Origin of the sequence: Deinococcus puniceus, assembly GCF_001644565.1 — a bacterium.
Taxonomy (GTDB): Bacteria; Deinococcota; Deinococci; order Deinococcales; family Deinococcaceae; genus Deinococcus; species Deinococcus puniceus.
On record NZ_CP011387.1, the window covers coordinates 2,705,001 to 2,719,989 of the forward strand.

Annotated in this window: 16 protein-coding genes (1 of these 16 running past the window's edge); 6 read left to right on the forward strand and 10 right to left on the reverse strand. The window is 63.1% G+C overall.

The window, feature by feature from the left end:
* A protein-coding gene (locus SU48_RS12540; RefSeq protein WP_064015531.1) for a menaquinone biosynthesis decarboxylase crosses the window boundary here: on the reverse strand, nt 1-674 show its start. It extends 1,180 nt beyond the left edge of the window; the window shows 674 of its 1,854 coding nt (coding positions 1-674); the start codon lies at nt 672-674; its stop codon lies beyond the left edge, outside the window.
* A gap of 274 nt (nt 675-948) precedes the next feature.
* Between SU48_RS12540 and SU48_RS12545 the strand changes: the two genes are divergently transcribed.
* Entirely contained in the window at nt 949-2,523 is a 1,575-nt protein-coding gene (locus tag SU48_RS12545; RefSeq protein WP_197474648.1) for a DUF4153 domain-containing protein, read from the forward strand.
* A 12-nt stretch (nt 2,524-2,535) separates the two neighbouring features.
* Here SU48_RS12545 and SU48_RS12550 read toward each other — a convergent pair whose 3' ends face one another.
* Entirely contained in the window at nt 2,536-3,408 is an 873-nt protein-coding gene (locus SU48_RS12550) for a DUF1266 domain-containing protein (protein WP_064015533.1), read from the reverse strand.
* 62 nt (nt 3,409-3,470) lie between these two features.
* On the opposite strand from SU48_RS12550, the gene SU48_RS12555 reads away from it, so the two are divergent.
* Both SU48_RS12555 and SU48_RS12560 read left to right on the forward strand, forming a co-directional pair.
* Nucleotides 3,471-4,691, forward strand: a complete 1,221-nt coding sequence (locus SU48_RS12555) for a M24 family metallopeptidase (RefSeq protein ID WP_064015534.1) — start codon at nt 3,471-3,473, stop codon at nt 4,689-4,691.
* A gap of 233 nt (nt 4,692-4,924) precedes the next feature.
* Nucleotides 4,925-5,602: an SDR family oxidoreductase gene (locus SU48_RS12560; RefSeq protein ID WP_064015535.1), complete on the forward strand. Its 678-nt coding sequence runs from the start codon at nt 4,925-4,927 to the stop codon at nt 5,600-5,602.
* A gap of 322 nt (nt 5,603-5,924) precedes the next feature.
* On the opposite strand, the gene SU48_RS12565 is transcribed toward SU48_RS12560, so the two are convergent.
* Entirely contained in the window at nt 5,925-6,614 is a 690-nt protein-coding gene (locus SU48_RS12565) for an HAD-IA family hydrolase (protein ID WP_064015536.1), read from the reverse strand.
* A gap of 104 nt (nt 6,615-6,718) precedes the next feature.
* Between SU48_RS12565 and SU48_RS12570 the strand changes: the two genes are divergently transcribed.
* On the forward strand, nt 6,719-7,333 hold the full coding sequence (locus SU48_RS12570) for a DedA family protein (protein ID WP_064015537.1): 615 nt from the start codon (nt 6,719-6,721) through the stop codon (nt 7,331-7,333).
* Nucleotides 7,334-7,428: 95 nt separating this feature from the next.
* Here the strand turns inward: SU48_RS12570 and SU48_RS12575 are convergent, their stop codons facing one another.
* The 5 genes from SU48_RS12575 to SU48_RS12595 all read right to left on the reverse strand — a co-directional run bounded on the left by SU48_RS12575 (nt 7,429) and on the right by SU48_RS12595 (nt 11,548).
* Nucleotides 7,429-8,397 carry an asparaginase gene (locus SU48_RS12575; RefSeq protein WP_064015538.1) on the reverse strand — a complete coding sequence of 323 codons (969 nt, stop codon included), beginning with the start codon at nt 8,395-8,397 and terminating at the stop codon, nt 7,429-7,431.
* Between the two features lie 172 nt (nt 8,398-8,569).
* Nucleotides 8,570-8,755 (reverse strand): hypothetical protein, encoded by a 186-nt coding sequence (locus tag SU48_RS12580; protein ID WP_064015539.1) that lies wholly within the window; start codon nt 8,753-8,755, stop codon nt 8,570-8,572.
* 27 nt (nt 8,756-8,782) lie between these two features.
* Complete coding sequence (gene hemC, locus SU48_RS12585) at nt 8,783-9,712, reverse strand: hydroxymethylbilane synthase (RefSeq protein ID WP_064015540.1); 930 nt, start codon at nt 9,710-9,712, stop codon at nt 8,783-8,785.
* Between the two features lie 151 nt (nt 9,713-9,863).
* Entirely contained in the window at nt 9,864-10,445 is a 582-nt protein-coding gene (locus SU48_RS12590; RefSeq protein WP_064015541.1) for a DinB family protein, read from the reverse strand.
* On the reverse strand, nt 10,442-11,548 hold the full coding sequence (locus SU48_RS12595; protein ID WP_082869771.1) for a tRNA dihydrouridine synthase: 1,107 nt from the start codon (nt 11,546-11,548) through the stop codon (nt 10,442-10,444). Before SU48_RS12595 ends, SU48_RS12590 begins: the two co-directional genes overlap by 4 nt.
* 188 nt (nt 11,549-11,736) lie before the next feature.
* Here SU48_RS12595 and SU48_RS12600 point away from each other — a divergent pair, with 188 nt between their 5' ends.
* Both SU48_RS12600 and argB read left to right on the forward strand, forming a co-directional pair.
* Nucleotides 11,737-12,243, forward strand: coding sequence for a GNAT family N-acetyltransferase (locus tag SU48_RS12600; RefSeq protein ID WP_064015542.1), 507 nt, complete (start codon nt 11,737-11,739; stop codon nt 12,241-12,243).
* 218 nt (nt 12,244-12,461) lie between these two features.
* Nucleotides 12,462-13,211 (forward strand): acetylglutamate kinase, encoded by a 750-nt coding sequence (gene argB, locus SU48_RS12605; RefSeq protein ID WP_064015543.1) that lies wholly within the window; start codon nt 12,462-12,464, stop codon nt 13,209-13,211.
* A 199-nt stretch (nt 13,212-13,410) separates the two neighbouring features.
* On the opposite strand, the gene SU48_RS12610 is transcribed toward argB, so the two are convergent.
* Nucleotides 13,411-14,004 carry a GNAT family N-acetyltransferase gene (locus tag SU48_RS12610; RefSeq protein ID WP_064015544.1) on the reverse strand — a complete coding sequence of 198 codons (594 nt, stop codon included), beginning with the start codon at nt 14,002-14,004 and terminating at the stop codon, nt 13,411-13,413.
* 54 nt (nt 14,005-14,058) lie between these two features.
* On the reverse strand, nt 14,059-14,988 hold the full coding sequence (locus SU48_RS12615; protein ID WP_082869772.1) for a TIGR02569 family protein: 930 nt from the start codon (nt 14,986-14,988) through the stop codon (nt 14,059-14,061).
* Between the last annotated feature and the right edge of the window lies 1 nt (nt 14,989).

A 14,989-nucleotide genomic window follows, 5' to 3' on the forward strand; every position in this document is an offset into this window, starting at 1 on the left:
GCGGTGGCCGCGTAGATCAGGGCCGGATCGCCGCCGAGGGCCACCGCCACCTCTAACCGTTGGCCCAGTTTGCGGGCCTTCTCCAGATGGCGCGTGCCTGTTTTGTGGCGCTGCCAGTGCATCCCGGTGGTGTTGCGCGACATGACCTGCATGCGGTACATGCCCATATTCCGCTCGCCCGTTTCGGGGTCTTTGGTGATGACCAGTGGCAGCGTCACGAACGGCCCGCCGTCTTGCGGCCAGCATTTCAGCACGGGCAGTTTCGAGAGGTCTACCTCATCGCCGCGCCATACTACCTCCTGCACCGGGCCAGTTTTGACGCGCTTGGGGGGCAAGTTGGCCGCGTCCTTCAACTTGGTCACGTTGCCCAGCATTCCGCCGATGCCGCCGCTGCCTTTCAAGTCGATCAGGGCGCGCACTTTGGCGGCCAAATCATCTAGATCGGACACGCCCAGCGACAGGGCCGTGCGTTCGCGTGTGCCCATCAGCCCAATGACCAGCGGAAAGGGACTGCCCTTCACGTTCTCGAACAGCACGGCGGGGCCGCCTGCCTTGACCAAGCGGTCTGCGATTTCGGTGATTTCCAGCTCCCGGTCTACCGGAAAAGGCACGCGCACGAGTTCGCCCCGGTCTTCGAGCAGCCGCATAAAGGTTCTCAGGTCAGGAAACGCCATGACGCGAGTGTAGAGGCACGGGGCCGGGGCAACCGTACCGGAGAAGGCAAAAAGGGAAGGCAGTCTAAGGGTTGAGGGTCTAAGGAAGGTCAAGGGCACATGTTTGAGGCGAAGTCGGAATCTGTTCTTAGTCTTCTGTTCTTAGACCCTTAGACGCCTTCCCCACTGCCGCCACTTTATAAACCCCATCCCACTTTTGGCCGACGCCCCGCGCCCACCGCGCCGCTACGGTACGGGCATGACACAACCAGAGCCAGTGCCGCACCTTCCGTCTGTGTCCACTTCTGCTCCTGCTGAAGCGCATCCTCTGACCCCTGCACCGACTTGGGACGCTACACCCCGGCCCCGGCCAGAGCGGGCGGCGTGGCCTGCGGTTGCGGCGGCGGTGGCTGGAGTGGCCGCCCATTTCCTGACCGTCAACACATTCGGACAGTCGGGCCTTAATGTGGCGGTTTGGGTGGCACTTTGGGGCGGCTTACTGCTGTGGAGTGCGCGGCAGCGCGGCGAGAAACCCTCCCGCGAAGGACTGACCCTGCTGGGCGTGGCGCTGGCCTTTGCTCTCACGTTTGCCTTGTGGGACGCTCCGGGTGAGTTCCAGTTTTTGAATGGGCTGGCCCTCTTGCTGGCGTTGGTCTTGGGCGCGGCGGTCTGGCGACACGCGGGGCTGGCAACCACCGCCACCGGACGCATGACGGGCATGGTCTTCACAGGCGGGCTGAGGCTGATCTACGGCCCTTTTGCCTTATTGGAGCGCTTTCCGTGGGGGCGATTGCGCGGAGCCAAATCCGGGCGGGCCACACCTTGGTTGACTGGCTTGCTCCTCACTCTGCCCGTGTTGCTGGTCTTCGGCGGGCTGCTGGCTGGGGCCGACAGCGGTTTTGCCGATCTGATTTCCGGGCTGTGGCGCTGGAATCCAGAGGACTTGATTCAAAGCTCGTTTTCGGTGCTGCTGTGGGTAGCCTTCGCGTGCGGCCTCGCGTATCCGGCGCTGATGGCGCTCTCCCCTACCCTGCTGGGAACCGCCACCGACACGCCGGAAGAACGCGGCGGGCGCTTGGGCCTGATCGAAACAGGAATGCCGCTGCTGGCGCTAGGAGCCTTATTTCTGGTTTTTCTGTTCACGCAACTGCCCTATTTCCTCAGCGGCGTGACTCTGCCGGACGGCTTCACTTTCGCCGAATACGTGCGGCGCGGCTTTTCGGAGTTGCTGTGGGTGGCCTTCCTGACGCTGGGGCTGCTGCTGGCCGCTTACGGCCTCACGCGGCCAGAAGTACGGGCGCAGACCACTTACCGCCTGTTGAATCTGGCGGTGCTGCTGCCACTGGCGCTGGTGCTGGTCAGTGCGGCCAACCGGTGGCGGCTGTACACGCTGGCGTATGGCCTGAGTGAAATCCGCGTGCTGGGCGCGGCGCTGCTGGTGTGGTTGGTGCTGGCGCTGGCATGGTTGGGCGTCTGCCTGTGGCGCGGCACGCTGCGGCGCTTTGCTTATCCGGCGTTGCTGGCGGGCTTCGGCACGTTACTGATTGCCACCCTGATCAACCCCGGCGCACTCATTGCCCGCGTGAATGTGGGGCGCGAACTCGCCGCCGTGACCAACGTCACCCGCAGCACGCCCCAGCAAGCCGATGTCTGGAAGTTGATCTCTCTGGGAGCCGACGCCGTGCCGACTGTGGTGGCGAATCTGGACAAGCTCAGCCGCATTTGCCCCAACACAGAACGCGAGTGCAACAACTCCCGCGCTTACGTGGTGCAACGGCTCAAAGTGGAGTACGGCGCGGCGCGTGACCTGCGAGTTTGGAATCTCAGTCAGGAGCGGGCGCGGCGGGCGGTGCTTGGGCTTCGGGAGTAATTTAGGGGCGGTTTAGTTCATCCCCTTCAGCCGCTCTTGCCGTTCCACCGACACGGGCCAAGGATCGCGCCGCCACGGACTCTGCGCGTCTTCCATCAGCCAGCGAATGCTCCCCGCGTAACGCTTATTGCGTGTGCCGTCCATCAAGCCGCCGGATTTCCAGAATTCCGCGCCCGCCAGAAAGCTTTGGCCGTACACTTCCCAACTGCCGAACAGGTCTTGGGAGATGATCCGGCACTGACGCAGAATCCGCCAGCATTCGGCTTCCGAGAGGTAGCCCAGCGCGTGGGCCATCGCCGCTACATCCACAGCGCGGGCCAGATCGAAAGCCGCGCCGCCCGCCTCGCCTGCCTGCGCTTCCCACTTGCTCACCACGCCCGCCTCACGCGCCCTGCCCTTCAAGTCCTCACCCTCAGCTAAAGCTTGCCGCACCTGCAGATAGGGCAAGCGGTGGCCGCTGTCGATCAGCCACGCGAGGGTGTGCAGGGCCGACCCATGATCGGTGATGTCCCAGCCGTCTTCCAGCGCCTTTCGTAATTCGTGTTCTTGGCCCGCAGGCGGCGTCAGGCGGTAGAAGTATTCAAGCTCACGGGCATCGTCTTCGTGCGGAAAGATTTCCAGCCAGATTTCGGTAAACGGCGCGCGGAGATTGAGGGCAAACCGGTCAGCGGGGGAAAGCGCGGCGGAGGCAGCTTCAAACCGCTCTAGACGGGCTTCCGTCTTGGCCTGTTGTTCGGCAGCCTGCACGGCTTTGGCTGCTGCCTCCTCTTCTTTGGCTTCCGCGATGCCTTCACGTGCGCCTTCCAGCATGGCCCGCCCTGCCCAAATCAGGAGCATGACCACCAACACGACGGCGATAGGCACCAGCAACCGAACAACATCCATAAGTCCCAAGGTACCCCAGCCACCGGAATCAGGCTCCATAGGTTTCCGATAGTCTTTGGGGTATGACCAATCCGATAGACCAGATGCGGGCCGCCCTCGCGTCCACCGACCTCGACGGCTGGCTGATCTACGATTTTCAGGGCCTGAATCCGCACGCGGCGAAAGTATTGGGGCTGCCCAAAGAGGCTTTCCTGACGCGAAGGTTTTTCGTCTGGGTGCCGCGTGAAGGGCAAGCGGTGCTGCTGCACAACCACATCGAAGGCGGCACTTGGGCCACCCTCTCGGCGGGCTGGGGCGTGGAGCGGCGGGCTTTCGGATCGCATGACCAACTGGACACGGCCCTGCGCGACGTGGTGGCCGGGAAGCGCGTGGCGATGGAATACAGCCCACTTGGCTCAGTGCCGTATGTGAGCCGCGTGGACGCCGGAACCGTGGAGCGCGTGCGGGCGGCGGGCGCAGAAATAGTATCGAGCGCCGATCTGCTGCAAGCCTTCCTGATCTGGAGCGCCGAAGATTTGGCCGCGCACGAGCGGGCTGTAGCTGTGCTGATGCAGGCCAAAGACGACGCCTACCGCCTGATTCACGAGCGGTTGAAGGCAGGCCAAACCGTGACCGAACTGGACGCACAGGCCGTGATCGGGCAGGCGATTGAGGCGGCGGGCATGGTCAGCGGCCACCCCGTGAACGTCAGTTTTGGTGTGAATGCCGCCGATTCCCACTACGAACCCAACCCCGAACAACACGCCACGCTGAGCTGGGGCCAGTGCGTGCTGATCGACCTGTGGGCACAGGAACCGGGCCGCCCATTTGCCGATGTGACGTGGGTGGGCTACGCAGGTCAGCCGTCTGAGACGTACTTGGATGCGTGGCAGGCGGTGGCGGCGGCGCGGGATGCGGGCATAGCGCAACTGCTGGCGGGCGGCGACCTGAGCGGCTGGCAGATAGACCGCACCGTGCGCGACACGATGGGCGCACCTTGGAGCGAATTCTTTTTTCACCGCACTGGACATGACCTCGGCGTGCAGATTCACGGCAGCGGCGCAAACTTGGACGACTACGAAACCCACGACATCCGCCGCCTGACCCCCGGCCTGTGCGTGACTGTGGAACCCGGCACTTATCCGGCGGCGCAGGGCTTTGGGATTCGAACTGAGGTGGACGTGTACCTAGACCCGGCGGGCGCACGGGTAACGACGGATACACAGCGGCAGCCTTTTGTGCTTGGCATGGGTGACTGGGAGGCGGTGCGGGCGGCGGCTTATGGGGAGGAGGCGGTGGGCTAGGGTTAACTTCAAGGGCTGAATCTTAGGTTTAGCTCCGCACCCTTGAGGGGGGAGGTTGGGAGGGGGTGGTGAGCAACGCGATTGCCCTTGCCCTTCTTAGACCCTCAGACCCTAGACCCTTAAACCCTTTCCCCATCGTCCCAACGCCCATCCCCCACCCCACAGCCCGACCTTACGGCAGCCTTCATCTGACTCATCCGGTCAGTTTGCGGCAAATGCTCTAGGCTAGGCGCATGGCGAATCTCGGCTCCTCCACGGTCATGCTTACGGGCGCGGGCGGCGCACTCGCCACCGCGATAGCTCAGGAATTAGAAGATGCAGGCGCACAAATCGTGCTGGTGGGGCGGGGCGAAGCGTTGGCGAAGGCCGCTGACCGCTTTCCCGCCACCGAAGTGATTGATGTAGACCTGACCGACCCCGCCAGCGTAGACCTGCTCCGCAAGGTGAAGGTAGACACGCTGGTGCATACGGCAGGCGCGTTTGCGATGCAGGACGCGCAAAAGGCCACTACCGCCGACCTGAACGCCATGTTCGGGGCGAATATGCTGACCCTCTTTCACGCGGTTCAGGGCGTGCTGCCCTCTATGCTGAAGCAAAAAGACGGCCTGATCATGGGCGTCAGCGCAGGCCAAGCAGCACGCCTGAGTGGCCCCCGCGCCGCGCTGTATACGGCCAGCAAAGCCGCTGTCAGCGCCTATATCCTCAGCCTCCACGACGAACTGAAAGCCAAAGGCGTGCGCGGCTGCGTGCTGTACCCGATGGGGGCCGTAGACACACCTGCCAACCGGGACGCGGGCATGAGTTGGGACAGCTTGATCGACCCGCGTGGGCTGGCAAAAAGTGTGGCCCACGCACTCACACGGCCAGACCGGGCGCACGTGACGGAGTTGAAGGTATACCCGGACGTTTGAGGGGCGGAAGGGCTAAGGGGCAATGTTGAAGGGGGCTTGGTCTAAGGGTCGAGGGTTGAAGGGTCTAATGAAGGGAGCAAAACCCCGACACCGCCACCCCACACCGTCCCCACCCCACTGCGTGTGAGGCCGTCGTGCGTGCAACGCGCGGGCCAATTCCATCTTGGATTGAACTGGCGATTCCGCTTCTAAAGAGGGATTCAGCCGCCTTGAAACGCGACAAGATCAATACTGCCTAGTGCAACGTTAGCTCCCCTGCACCCTTTGGGGGCGGGGGCTGGGGGGTGGGGGAATCCAACGTGGGACAAGGCCAATAACCCTCTTACCCGCCAAGCGCCACCCGAACTACTTCCGCCAACCCGCCCTCATATCCCCCGATACGCGGCCAGGTCGCCGGAAACGGCTGGGTATGCGTGACCTCGTTGGGTACGACCAGCACGCGGGTTCCGGCAGCGACGGCGGCGGTGGCCCCGTTCAAGCTGTCTTCCACGGCAATGCATTCTTCGGGCTTCAGGCCCAAGCGGTGTGCGGCCAGCAGGTACAACTCGGGATCGGGTTTCACGCGGGCTACATCGTCGCGGGTGGCTAGGACTTCAAACAGGTGCAGCATGCCGTGATGCTCCAGCCAGCGCGTAACCCAAGCGCGGTCACTGCTGGTAGCGAGGGCGAGGCGCAATCCGGCGGGCCGCACTGCCTCCAACACCGCCCGCACGCCGGGGCGCACATCCTGTTCCTGTATGTCGGCCAAAATTCGTCCGTGCAGCGCGGCGTGTACTTGCTCCCGGTCTGCCCGCACCGCATCGGGCAAGCCCGCCCAAGGATCGAAGGCGTCCCACGTGCCGATCCCGCGCTGCCAGTCCGAGAGGGCCAGTTCGCGGCCATGCGTGCGGTACAGCTCCTGCCAGTGCCAGAATTCGCGGCTTTCGGTGTCCAGAATCGTGCCGTCAAAATCGAAAATGATGGCCCGGATGCCGTGTGGAAGGGCGGTCAGGACGGATTCGGGGGCGGTCATGGGGGCAGTGTAGGGGGCAGGTTGCTGCAAAAGGATGACAGCATCTCCTCGCCAAGTCTTTAGATGGACGTCTGCCCCCAAGTCACCCGCTATGCTGACTCCCTATGGCCGAATGGGTGCAAAACGTGATGGACACTTTGGGTTACGCGGGAATTTTGCTGCTGATGATCGTGGAGAATTTGTTTCCACCTCTTCCTAGTGAGGTGATTTTGCCATCGGCGGGCTTCGCGGCCTCACGCGGAAGCCTGAATGTGGTCATCGTGGTCATCGTGGCAACCATCGGCAGCGTGGTGGGAACCCTGCCGCTGTATTACATCGGGCGGGCCTTTGGCGAAGAAAAGCTGGTGGCGTGGGCCGACAAACACGGCAAATGGCTGACCCTGCGCGGCAAAGACATCCGCAGGGCCGACGACTGGTTCGACAAACACGGCCCCAAGGCCGTCTTGTTTGGCCGCATGATTCCCGGTATTCGGAGCCTGCTCAGCCTGCCTGCAGGCATCAGCGAGATGCCGATCTTTACATTCCTGATCTACAGCACCATCGGGTCGGCCCTGTGGGCTTCTTCACTGGTGGCCGCTGGTTATATCCTCGGCGAAAATTTTGACCAAGTGGAGCATTACATCAGCCCCGTTTCGAGGGTGATTCTGGTGCTGCTGGTCATCGGCGCGGCGGTGTGGTTCGTGCGGCGCAAGCAGGCGCAGAAGGCGGAAACGACGTAAGTGGTGGGTGGTCAGTAGAGAGTGGGAAAAGAGCGGGCCTGTCAACAAAAATTTGTTGACAGGCCCGCTCTTCCATCTTTTTCCACTCACCGCCCTCAGAACACTCCGCCCTCGAACACCCCCCGAATCTCCTCCCGGCTCATGCCCAAGCTCAGCAGCACCATCAGCAGCAGGCGGGCTTTGTGCGCGTTGAGGAAACTGGCGGGAATGGCTCCGGCGGCCACCAACGTCGCGCCGCCGCCCGCGTAGCCGTACACCGGAATAACCGGGCCAGCGTGCGTGCGGGTGGCGATAATCACAGGTTGAGTAGTTGAGGCAATCAGGGGCAGGAGTTCGGCGGGCAAGTTGCCTGTACCCAGCGCGGCAATGACCAAGCCATCCGCCCTCGCTTCGGCTTCGGCGTAGCCTTCGCCTGTCCAGCCTGCAGCGGCGTACAGGATTTCCACACGGGCAGTGAGCACTTCCGGCGCGTAAGTGGGGCGCGGTTCGGGGGTGGCAAAGTAGCGCAAATGCGCCTGCATCTGATCTCGCGGGCCAGCCCGGTCTATGCGTCCAATCGGGCCGGGATAGCCCCCGAAAGCGTCAACGGCGGTGGTATGCACTTTGGTCACGGTTCGGGCATCAAAAATATCGCCGCTGAACACGGCCAGCGGGCCACGCCCAGCGGTCTGGGGATGCAGCGCCGTATAAGCCGCGTCCAGCAGGTTGCCGGGGCCGTCCCAAGAGATTTCTTCGGCGTGCCTCATGCTGCCCGTGAGGACAACTGGAGTTCGCGCCGACAGCGTGAGATGCAGCAAAAACGCCGTTTCTTCCAGCGTATCGGTGCCGTGCGTGACCACGATCCCGTCGGCGTCGGGGGCCAGCCGCTCAATCAGGTGCGCCAGATGCAGCATGTGCGCGGGCGTGACGTGCGGGCTGGGTAGGTTGAACGGCTGGTGATGCGTGACCTGCACACCCGGCAACCCCGGCACGCTGGGCGGCGTCTGGGGCGTCACTCCGCGTCCATCGGGGCTGGGGCGGCTGGCAATCGTGCCCCCGGTATGAATGACGGCGAGGCGCTTCATGGGGAGGTCATACGGACTCTGCTCCATTCCGCCACAACCGCAACCCCACCACTTGCGGCTCCACAACGCGGAGTCCGTCTTTTTTCCCACTCGCTTCGCTCCGATCGAATCCCAAAAGAGCAGGAGTCAATCGGAATCAAGATCACCTGTTGCTGTGTCATTTATCTGTGGCTCACTTCCCCCGGCTTTGGCGCAGCATCACCCAGATGACGGCGATGCCGAATACCACCACTGTGAAGGGCAATTCGGCCAGCGCCGCGTCAGTTAGGGCCGCGCCTGCACGGGTGCGCTGCACAAGGCCGATGATGAACCAGAGGGCCGCCGCCAAAGCTGCGATGCCCCAGACTCTCGCCGTCATTTTCACACCTTAACCTGACTTATGGGCCTACTCGTGGGCCGCGTCTACGAGGGCCTGTGCGCCCCGGTCTAGCAGATCGGCGGCCAATTCCGCGCCTATATCGGCGCATTCGCCCGCGTCTCCGATGCTGGTGGCCCGGATGACTTTGGTGCCGTCCAGTGCGGCCACCCAGCCCTCGAGGGTCAGCACGCCGCCCTTGATGGTGGCGTGTGCGCCCACCGGGGCCATGCACCCGGCTCCCAGCCCCGCCAAAAACTCGCGCTCGGCGGTAATGCGGTCATCGGTGGTGTGATCGTGAATGGCGTAGGCGACTTCCACGTTCAGGTCGTCGTCGGCGCGGGTCTCTAGGGCCAGCGCCCCCTGACCGGGAGCAGGCAGCATGATGTCAGGTTCCAAGAACTCATCGATCCGGTTGCGCATTTCGGTTCTGATCAGGCCCGCTGCGGCCAGAATGATGGCGTCGTAGTCAGGCGTGGCCAGCACCCCAAGGCGCGTGTCGATGTTGCCCCGCAAGTCGATGACCTGAAGATCGGGGCGGTAGGCCATCAGGAAAGCTTTGCGCCGCACACTGCTGGTGCCGATGCGTGCGCCCTTGGGCAAGTCGGCCAGCTTTTTCATGCCTTCTTTGCCGATCAGCACGTCGCGTGCATCGACCCGTTTGGGAATGGAAGACACTTCTAGGCCTTCGGGCTGCACGGTGGGCAAATCCTTGAGGGAATGCACCGCGATGTCGATCCGTTTTTGCAACAGAGCGTCTTCGATTTCCTTGACCCAAAAGCCTTTATCGCCTTTCTGAGCCATCTCTGAAAGGCTTCCCCGGTTCTTGTCGCCGCCCGTGGAGATGGTTTGAATCCGGAAATCCGTTTCAGGCCATTCTTCCTTGAGTCGGGCGACTACCCACCGGGTTTGCGCGAGTGCAAGCGTGCTCCCACGCGTCCCTACCGTGACCGTCCGCATAACCCTCTCAGTATAGACGGCTTTTGGCACAGGCGCGGGTTACGGGCCGCAAATGCAAAGACTTGATGCACGCCCGCCGTCAGGAAGATGGCAGAAACGCCGCTGAATCTAGTGCATTCGACGGCGTTGCCAAGAATTGGGCGAGACGAGGTTAGAGGTCGTCTTCCAGATCGAGATCAGACTCTGGTTCTTGTTCTGCACCGCTGTTCTGGGCCGCCGTGACCTGCGGGCGCACGAAGCGCATGTAATCCAGCCAAGGGGCCACGTGGCCGAGTTGACGGATGAGCAGGGCAATCTGGGCGGTGTGGCGCACCTCATGGGTCATCACGTGCCACATCAACTGATCCAGCGTGACGGTATCGCTGGCGGGGTCGTCCTGCACCAATTTCACGCTCTGGTTCAGGTCGGGTTCGCTGTCAAGGAAGGCCTGAGTCTGCTGACTGACCTCGCGGCCATACTCGATGATCCAGCCGAGTTCGTACTGGGCGGCGTCGGGTTTGATCCAGTCGTGGCGGTAGTTACCCGACTGCTGCACGCCCCCTCCGCGTGCAATAGCGTGAACCCAATGGTCCTCTACGTCTGTGACGTGTAAGAGCAGGTCTTTGATGGTGTGGAAACGATCCCCATTTTCGATCAGGTTGCGGTTGAGTTCCTCTGCGGGCAAGGCACGCAGGAAATTCCACAACTGCTCGCGGGCAGCGGACAGGTAGGTGTAATACTCGCGAACATTCATGGTCGGTTCACAGCATACCCTTTAAGGAGCGCCTGTGGTGTTGACTGGGCAGCCACAAGCCTATATTCTTCTGCCCGGTCAGTCATTAATGGGCTTTCTAAATACGGCATCAGGCAATCCCTAAGTTGCTCTAATGTTTCGATCTGCACCAACGCGGCGTGTAAGTCGGGCACATCGGGCAGATAATGGGGCAGCACTTTGCGGAGGGGCAGCAGGCTAACGCGGCCTGTGCCGAGTGGCCCCGCATAAAATTGGATGTGCAGCTCGGCGTGCCGGAGGGCAGTGGCGGCGCGGGTGGGCAAGCTCGGCCAGGCGTCGTCGCCTGTGGCCAAGGCCCGGAAGATCCACGGATTGCCTACCGCGCCGCGCCCGATCATGACGGCAGCTACCCCCGATTGGCGGCGTTGGCGGGCCTGCTCTACGTTGCGAATATCGCCGCTGCCGATCACAGGCACGCTTACACTAGCCCCGACCGCCGCGATGGCGTCCCAGTCGGCTTCTCCGGTATACCGCTGGGCACTGGTGCGCCCGTGTACCGTAATGATCGCCGCGCCCGCCTCGGCCAAACCCTGCGCCACTTCTAGGCTGCGGTTGCTGTCCCAGCCGAGGCGAATCTTGGCGCTCACATCCAGTCCGGTTGCGCCGCGCATGGCCCGGATAAGCTCAAAGGCCAGTTCAGGCGTTTGCAACAGGCATGCGCCGCCCTTGCCGCGAACTTTGGGCACGGGGCAGCCCATGTTCAGGTCTAGGGCTGCCGGAGCAAACCAGCCCTCCGCTTTGGCGACGGCGGCGGCCAACACCTCCGGTTCTGTGCCGAAGAGCTGCACCACCCGCCCCACTTCACCCGCGTAGGGACGGCCCAGATTCAGGCTCTCGGTGTCGCTGCCCAGCGCCAAACCGCGTGAACTGATCATTTCGCTGACCGTCCAGAGTGCGCCCTGCTCGGCGGCCAACTGGCGCATGGGCGCGTCGCTGTAGCCTGCCATCGGGGCCAGCACCGCCCCGCCCTGCCGCGCCGCTGGGGACGCCAACCGGGCGGCATAAAAGCCCGGTTGGGAAGCGGGAGCCAGAGGGGAGGAAGCGGGGGCGGGCGCGGACGTCATCCCGGCAGGGTAGCGCACCTCCCCCCACCAAACGGTGAATCCAACATCAACCCAGCCATTCGCTGAATTCATGTTGCATCTGGTAGTCCGGGGCGTATGCTCTGGGCAGTCCGGCAACCCACAGACCTTCCTCTGGACTTCCCTTGGAATGTCATCTGCACCATGCTGCCGGATCGGAGGCTTCGACCTTGAATGCGACCCGCTTGGCGCTGCACCACGCGCCACTGCTTCACAGCCTGTACACCGCCGCCCCCGGCTACTTCGCCCTGTTGGGCAGCCGTGTTCCCAGCCTGACCGAAGTCGAGCGCGACGTAGAATTCGCCCTACTCGACCCGCGCCGACGCTTGGAACTGCTGCACGACGACGACGGCAATCTGGTGGGCAGCTTGGACTGCAAACACGATTACCCCCAACCGGGTGACCTGACCATCAATCTGCTGCTGATCCGCGAAGACCGCCAGTCCCAACGGTTGGGTGAGCAGGCGGTTCGGCACCTAGAAGCGCGGGTGCCGAGGAGCACGACCCGGATTCTGGCCAGTGTGCTGGGCGACAACCCACGCGGCGCACGCTTTTGGGAGCGGCTGGGCTACACCTTCGCCCTCGATGCCCGCCCAGTGATGACGTGGTATGCCAAGGCGGTAGGCGTGCCTGCAAGCGCGGGGAAACGTGTGGTGCAGGGTGTGAGCGCAGACTAGAGGAAGAGGGCGAACCCCCCCGTTGCTCCGCAACGCCCCCCCTTAGAGGTGGGGACAACAGCAGTTGCGCTCCCCTTTAAGGGGGGCTGGCTGCGCAGCAGACTGGGGGGTTTACACGCCAACTTGATCTCCAAACTTGCACCCAGTCGGCCTTCACAGCTTATGGCCCAGAGACCACAGCCTAACTCCCACCCAAGCCCATGCCATCATCAGCACCTATGATCGTGAAATACGGCGGCAATGCCATGAAAAGTCTGGAACTTCGGCGGGCGGTGGCGGCTGAAATCGCGGCGCTGCGGGGGCTGATGCCTGTGGTGGTGGTTCACGGCGGCGGCCCGGTCATAGAGCGCGAATTGGCGGCGCGGGGCATTGCCAGCGAGTTCCGGGGCGGCCTGCGCGTGACCTCACCCGCAGCGATGGACGTAGTGGAAATGGCGCTGTGCCAACTGAACAAGCAATTGGCGCAGGACATCGGCGGCGCGGTGGGGCTGATGGGACGCGACTGCAACCTGCTGACCGCCGAACCCTTTGACCCGGAGTTGGGGCGTGTAGGCCGCGTGACAGGCGTGAATGCCGACCTGCTGCGAACCCTGCTGGGGGCCGGAATAACGCCTGTGGTGGGCTGCGTGGCGGTGGGGCCAGACGGGGACGCGCTGAACATCAACGCCGATACCGCTGCCGGAGCCGTAGCCGGGGCGCTGAATGAAGGCATCATCTTTCTGACCGATGTAGACGGCGTGTACCGCGATTACCCTGACCCTGCCAGCCGCGCCGAAGCCCTCAGCCGGGCAGAAGTTGAAGAAGGCATCGGCGCAGGCTGGATCGCGGGCGGCATGATTCCCAAAGTCCGCGCCGCGCTGGATGCCCTAGACCGGGGCGCACCACACGCCACGATTGCCAGCGGCATGGAGGCCGGGGTGCTGGGGGCAGCGGCGCGGGGGGAAGCAGGGACGGTGGTGACGGGGTAAAAGGGGTTTGGGGTGTGGGTGGTAGGGAGGATAAAAGATATATCAGGCAATACTTTGCGGCCTGAGCAGATCAACCCCCCCTTTGCTGACGCAACGCCCCCCCTTAGAGGTGGGGGATAAAAGCTGTTGCGCTCCCCTTGAGGAGGGCTGGCTGCGAAGCAGACTGGGGGGTTACTTGGCAGCCTCCATCCGGTAGAAATTAAGAGCGCGTCCGGCTAAAAATCAGCGTATCCCGCAGTTGGCTCGGATCGTTGGCCGCCACCGTGTCATTCACCAAATGAGCGTCCAGCGTGTACTCCAGCGCGGGCGGAATGCGGGCGCTGCGGTGGTTGGCCGGATCGCAGCGGATTTCTAGGCGGCGAAAGCCGAGGCCGCCGCTTGCTGCCGGATTGAGCGCCAGTTCGGTCAGGGCGTGCGTGACTTCGGTGGCGTAGCCCTGCCCCGCGTGGGCGGTGGCGATCCAGTAGCCGATTTCGCCCTTGGGCACGCGCCAATCGAGGGCGTGATAGCCGCTGCTGCCGATCAGTTCGGGCGGCACTCCGGCCTGTTCCGGCACACGCCAGACGTGATAGCGCAGGTTCTCACGGGCATCGAACTTGGCGGTTACATCCTGCAAATTGTCGCGCGTGGCGATCAGATCAAGCGGCGTTTGCGCCCAGATCATCCACGGTTGCAATTCCGGCAAAGAGGCTTGGACAGCGGCGCACAGGGCTTCGGCGTCGGCAGGATCGGGCCGCCGCAACAGCAGGCGCGGGGTGCGGATTTCGTGCGGAACGGTGGGCAACGTGGGCATAAGCAAGAGTAGCGGTCAGCAGCGAGCAGGCGGCCAAATGGTGCGGTGAAAGACTCAGCGAGAAGACAGCCGAACAGCCAGATCAACGGCACTTCGATAGGGATCATGCGCGGTGTTTGCGTATCTAGAGCGTTTGTCAAAAGAGTTGTTTGTGTTGACCGAACGAAGTGAATGAAGTTCAGCGAGGAGTTGGGAGCATGGAGGCGTGAGGAGCCTTTTTTCTGACGCTGAAATTCGGACAACTGCTCTAGACGGCTTGGGAAGTAGTTCTTCAACACTTCTACGAAAAATCAGCGCACGGAGGAAGAGTTGCGGAAATTCGGGGACAGCGCGGACGGCCTGCAGTAAGCCCTCGTCTGCGCCCTCCCAGACCAAGGCGTCGACCACCACAATCGCCAGCGCAAACCCGGCAGGCCTCCAATACGGAGAAAAGTCGATGACGGCGGGCGCGTCCGACTCCGAGAACAAGACATTGCCCGTCAGATCGCCGTGGATGAGTTGCGGGGGCGCATGCACGGGCCGGAGCTGCTCGGCAAGTCGCCGGATGTGGGGGGCAGCCAAAAAGTTGTCCAGCGGGAGTTCTCCCCAAGCCATGCGGTCTGCGGCGGCCCAAGGATCTGTGCGGGCGTCCAAAAACGCGGGGCGCGGCACAGCTTCCAGAGCTTCATGGAAGTGCTGACCGACTTGCAAAATCTCTGTCCAGCGGCCCGGTTCATGGCGGCCTGCAAGGTAAGTCCACGCCGACCAACCTTCGACCAAGACTGCGCCGTTATGGGCATACAGCAGCCGGGATACCCGCAGCGCAGTCCCACCGACTTGCCCCAGCACCCGCGCTTGCCAGTCCAGTTCTTGAGGCGTGTGGGTGTCCGGCTTCAGCACCGCCTCACCCACGCGCCACACCGTCGCCTGCCCACCCACCAGTCGTTCGGGCGTTCCAGACAGCCCAAACGCCTCCAAAACGCTCACCGGGGGTGGAGGATTCACA

What these genes read in the sequence shown, in the direction of transcription:
- SU48_RS12560 (WP_064015535.1), top strand. Translation starts at nt 4,925, where the DNA reads ATGGCGAATCTCGGCTCCTCCACGGTCATGCTTACGGGCGCGGGCGGC.
- SU48_RS12575 (WP_064015538.1), bottom strand. Translation starts at nt 8,397, where the DNA reads ATGAAGCGCCTCGCCGTCATTCATACCGGGGGCACGATTGCCAGCCGC.
- SU48_RS12565 (WP_064015536.1), bottom strand. Translation starts at nt 6,614, where the DNA reads ATGACCGCCCCCGAATCCGTCCTGACCGCCCTTCCACACGGCATCCGG.
- SU48_RS12590 (WP_064015541.1), bottom strand. Translation starts at nt 10,445, where the DNA reads ATGAATGTTCGCGAGTATTACACCTACCTGTCCGCTGCCCGCGAGCAG.
- SU48_RS12570 (WP_064015537.1), top strand. Translation starts at nt 6,719, where the DNA reads ATGGCCGAATGGGTGCAAAACGTGATGGACACTTTGGGTTACGCGGGA.
- hemC (WP_064015540.1), bottom strand. Translation starts at nt 9,712, where the DNA reads ATGCGGACGGTCACGGTAGGGACGCGTGGGAGCACGCTTGCACTCGCG.
- SU48_RS12595 (WP_082869771.1), bottom strand. Translation starts at nt 11,548, where the DNA reads ATGACGTCCGCGCCCGCCCCCGCTTCCTCCCCTCTGGCTCCCGCTTCC.
- SU48_RS12610 (WP_064015544.1), bottom strand. Translation starts at nt 14,004, where the DNA reads ATGCCCACGTTGCCCACCGTTCCGCACGAAATCCGCACCCCGCGCCTG.
- SU48_RS12555 (WP_064015534.1), top strand. Translation starts at nt 3,471, where the DNA reads ATGACCAATCCGATAGACCAGATGCGGGCCGCCCTCGCGTCCACCGAC.
- SU48_RS12550 (WP_064015533.1), bottom strand. Translation starts at nt 3,408, where the DNA reads ATGGATGTTGTTCGGTTGCTGGTGCCTATCGCCGTCGTGTTGGTGGTC.
- argB (WP_064015543.1), top strand. Translation starts at nt 12,462, where the DNA reads ATGATCGTGAAATACGGCGGCAATGCCATGAAAAGTCTGGAACTTCGG.
- SU48_RS12580 (WP_064015539.1), bottom strand. Translation starts at nt 8,755, where the DNA reads ATGACGGCGAGAGTCTGGGGCATCGCAGCTTTGGCGGCGGCCCTCTGG.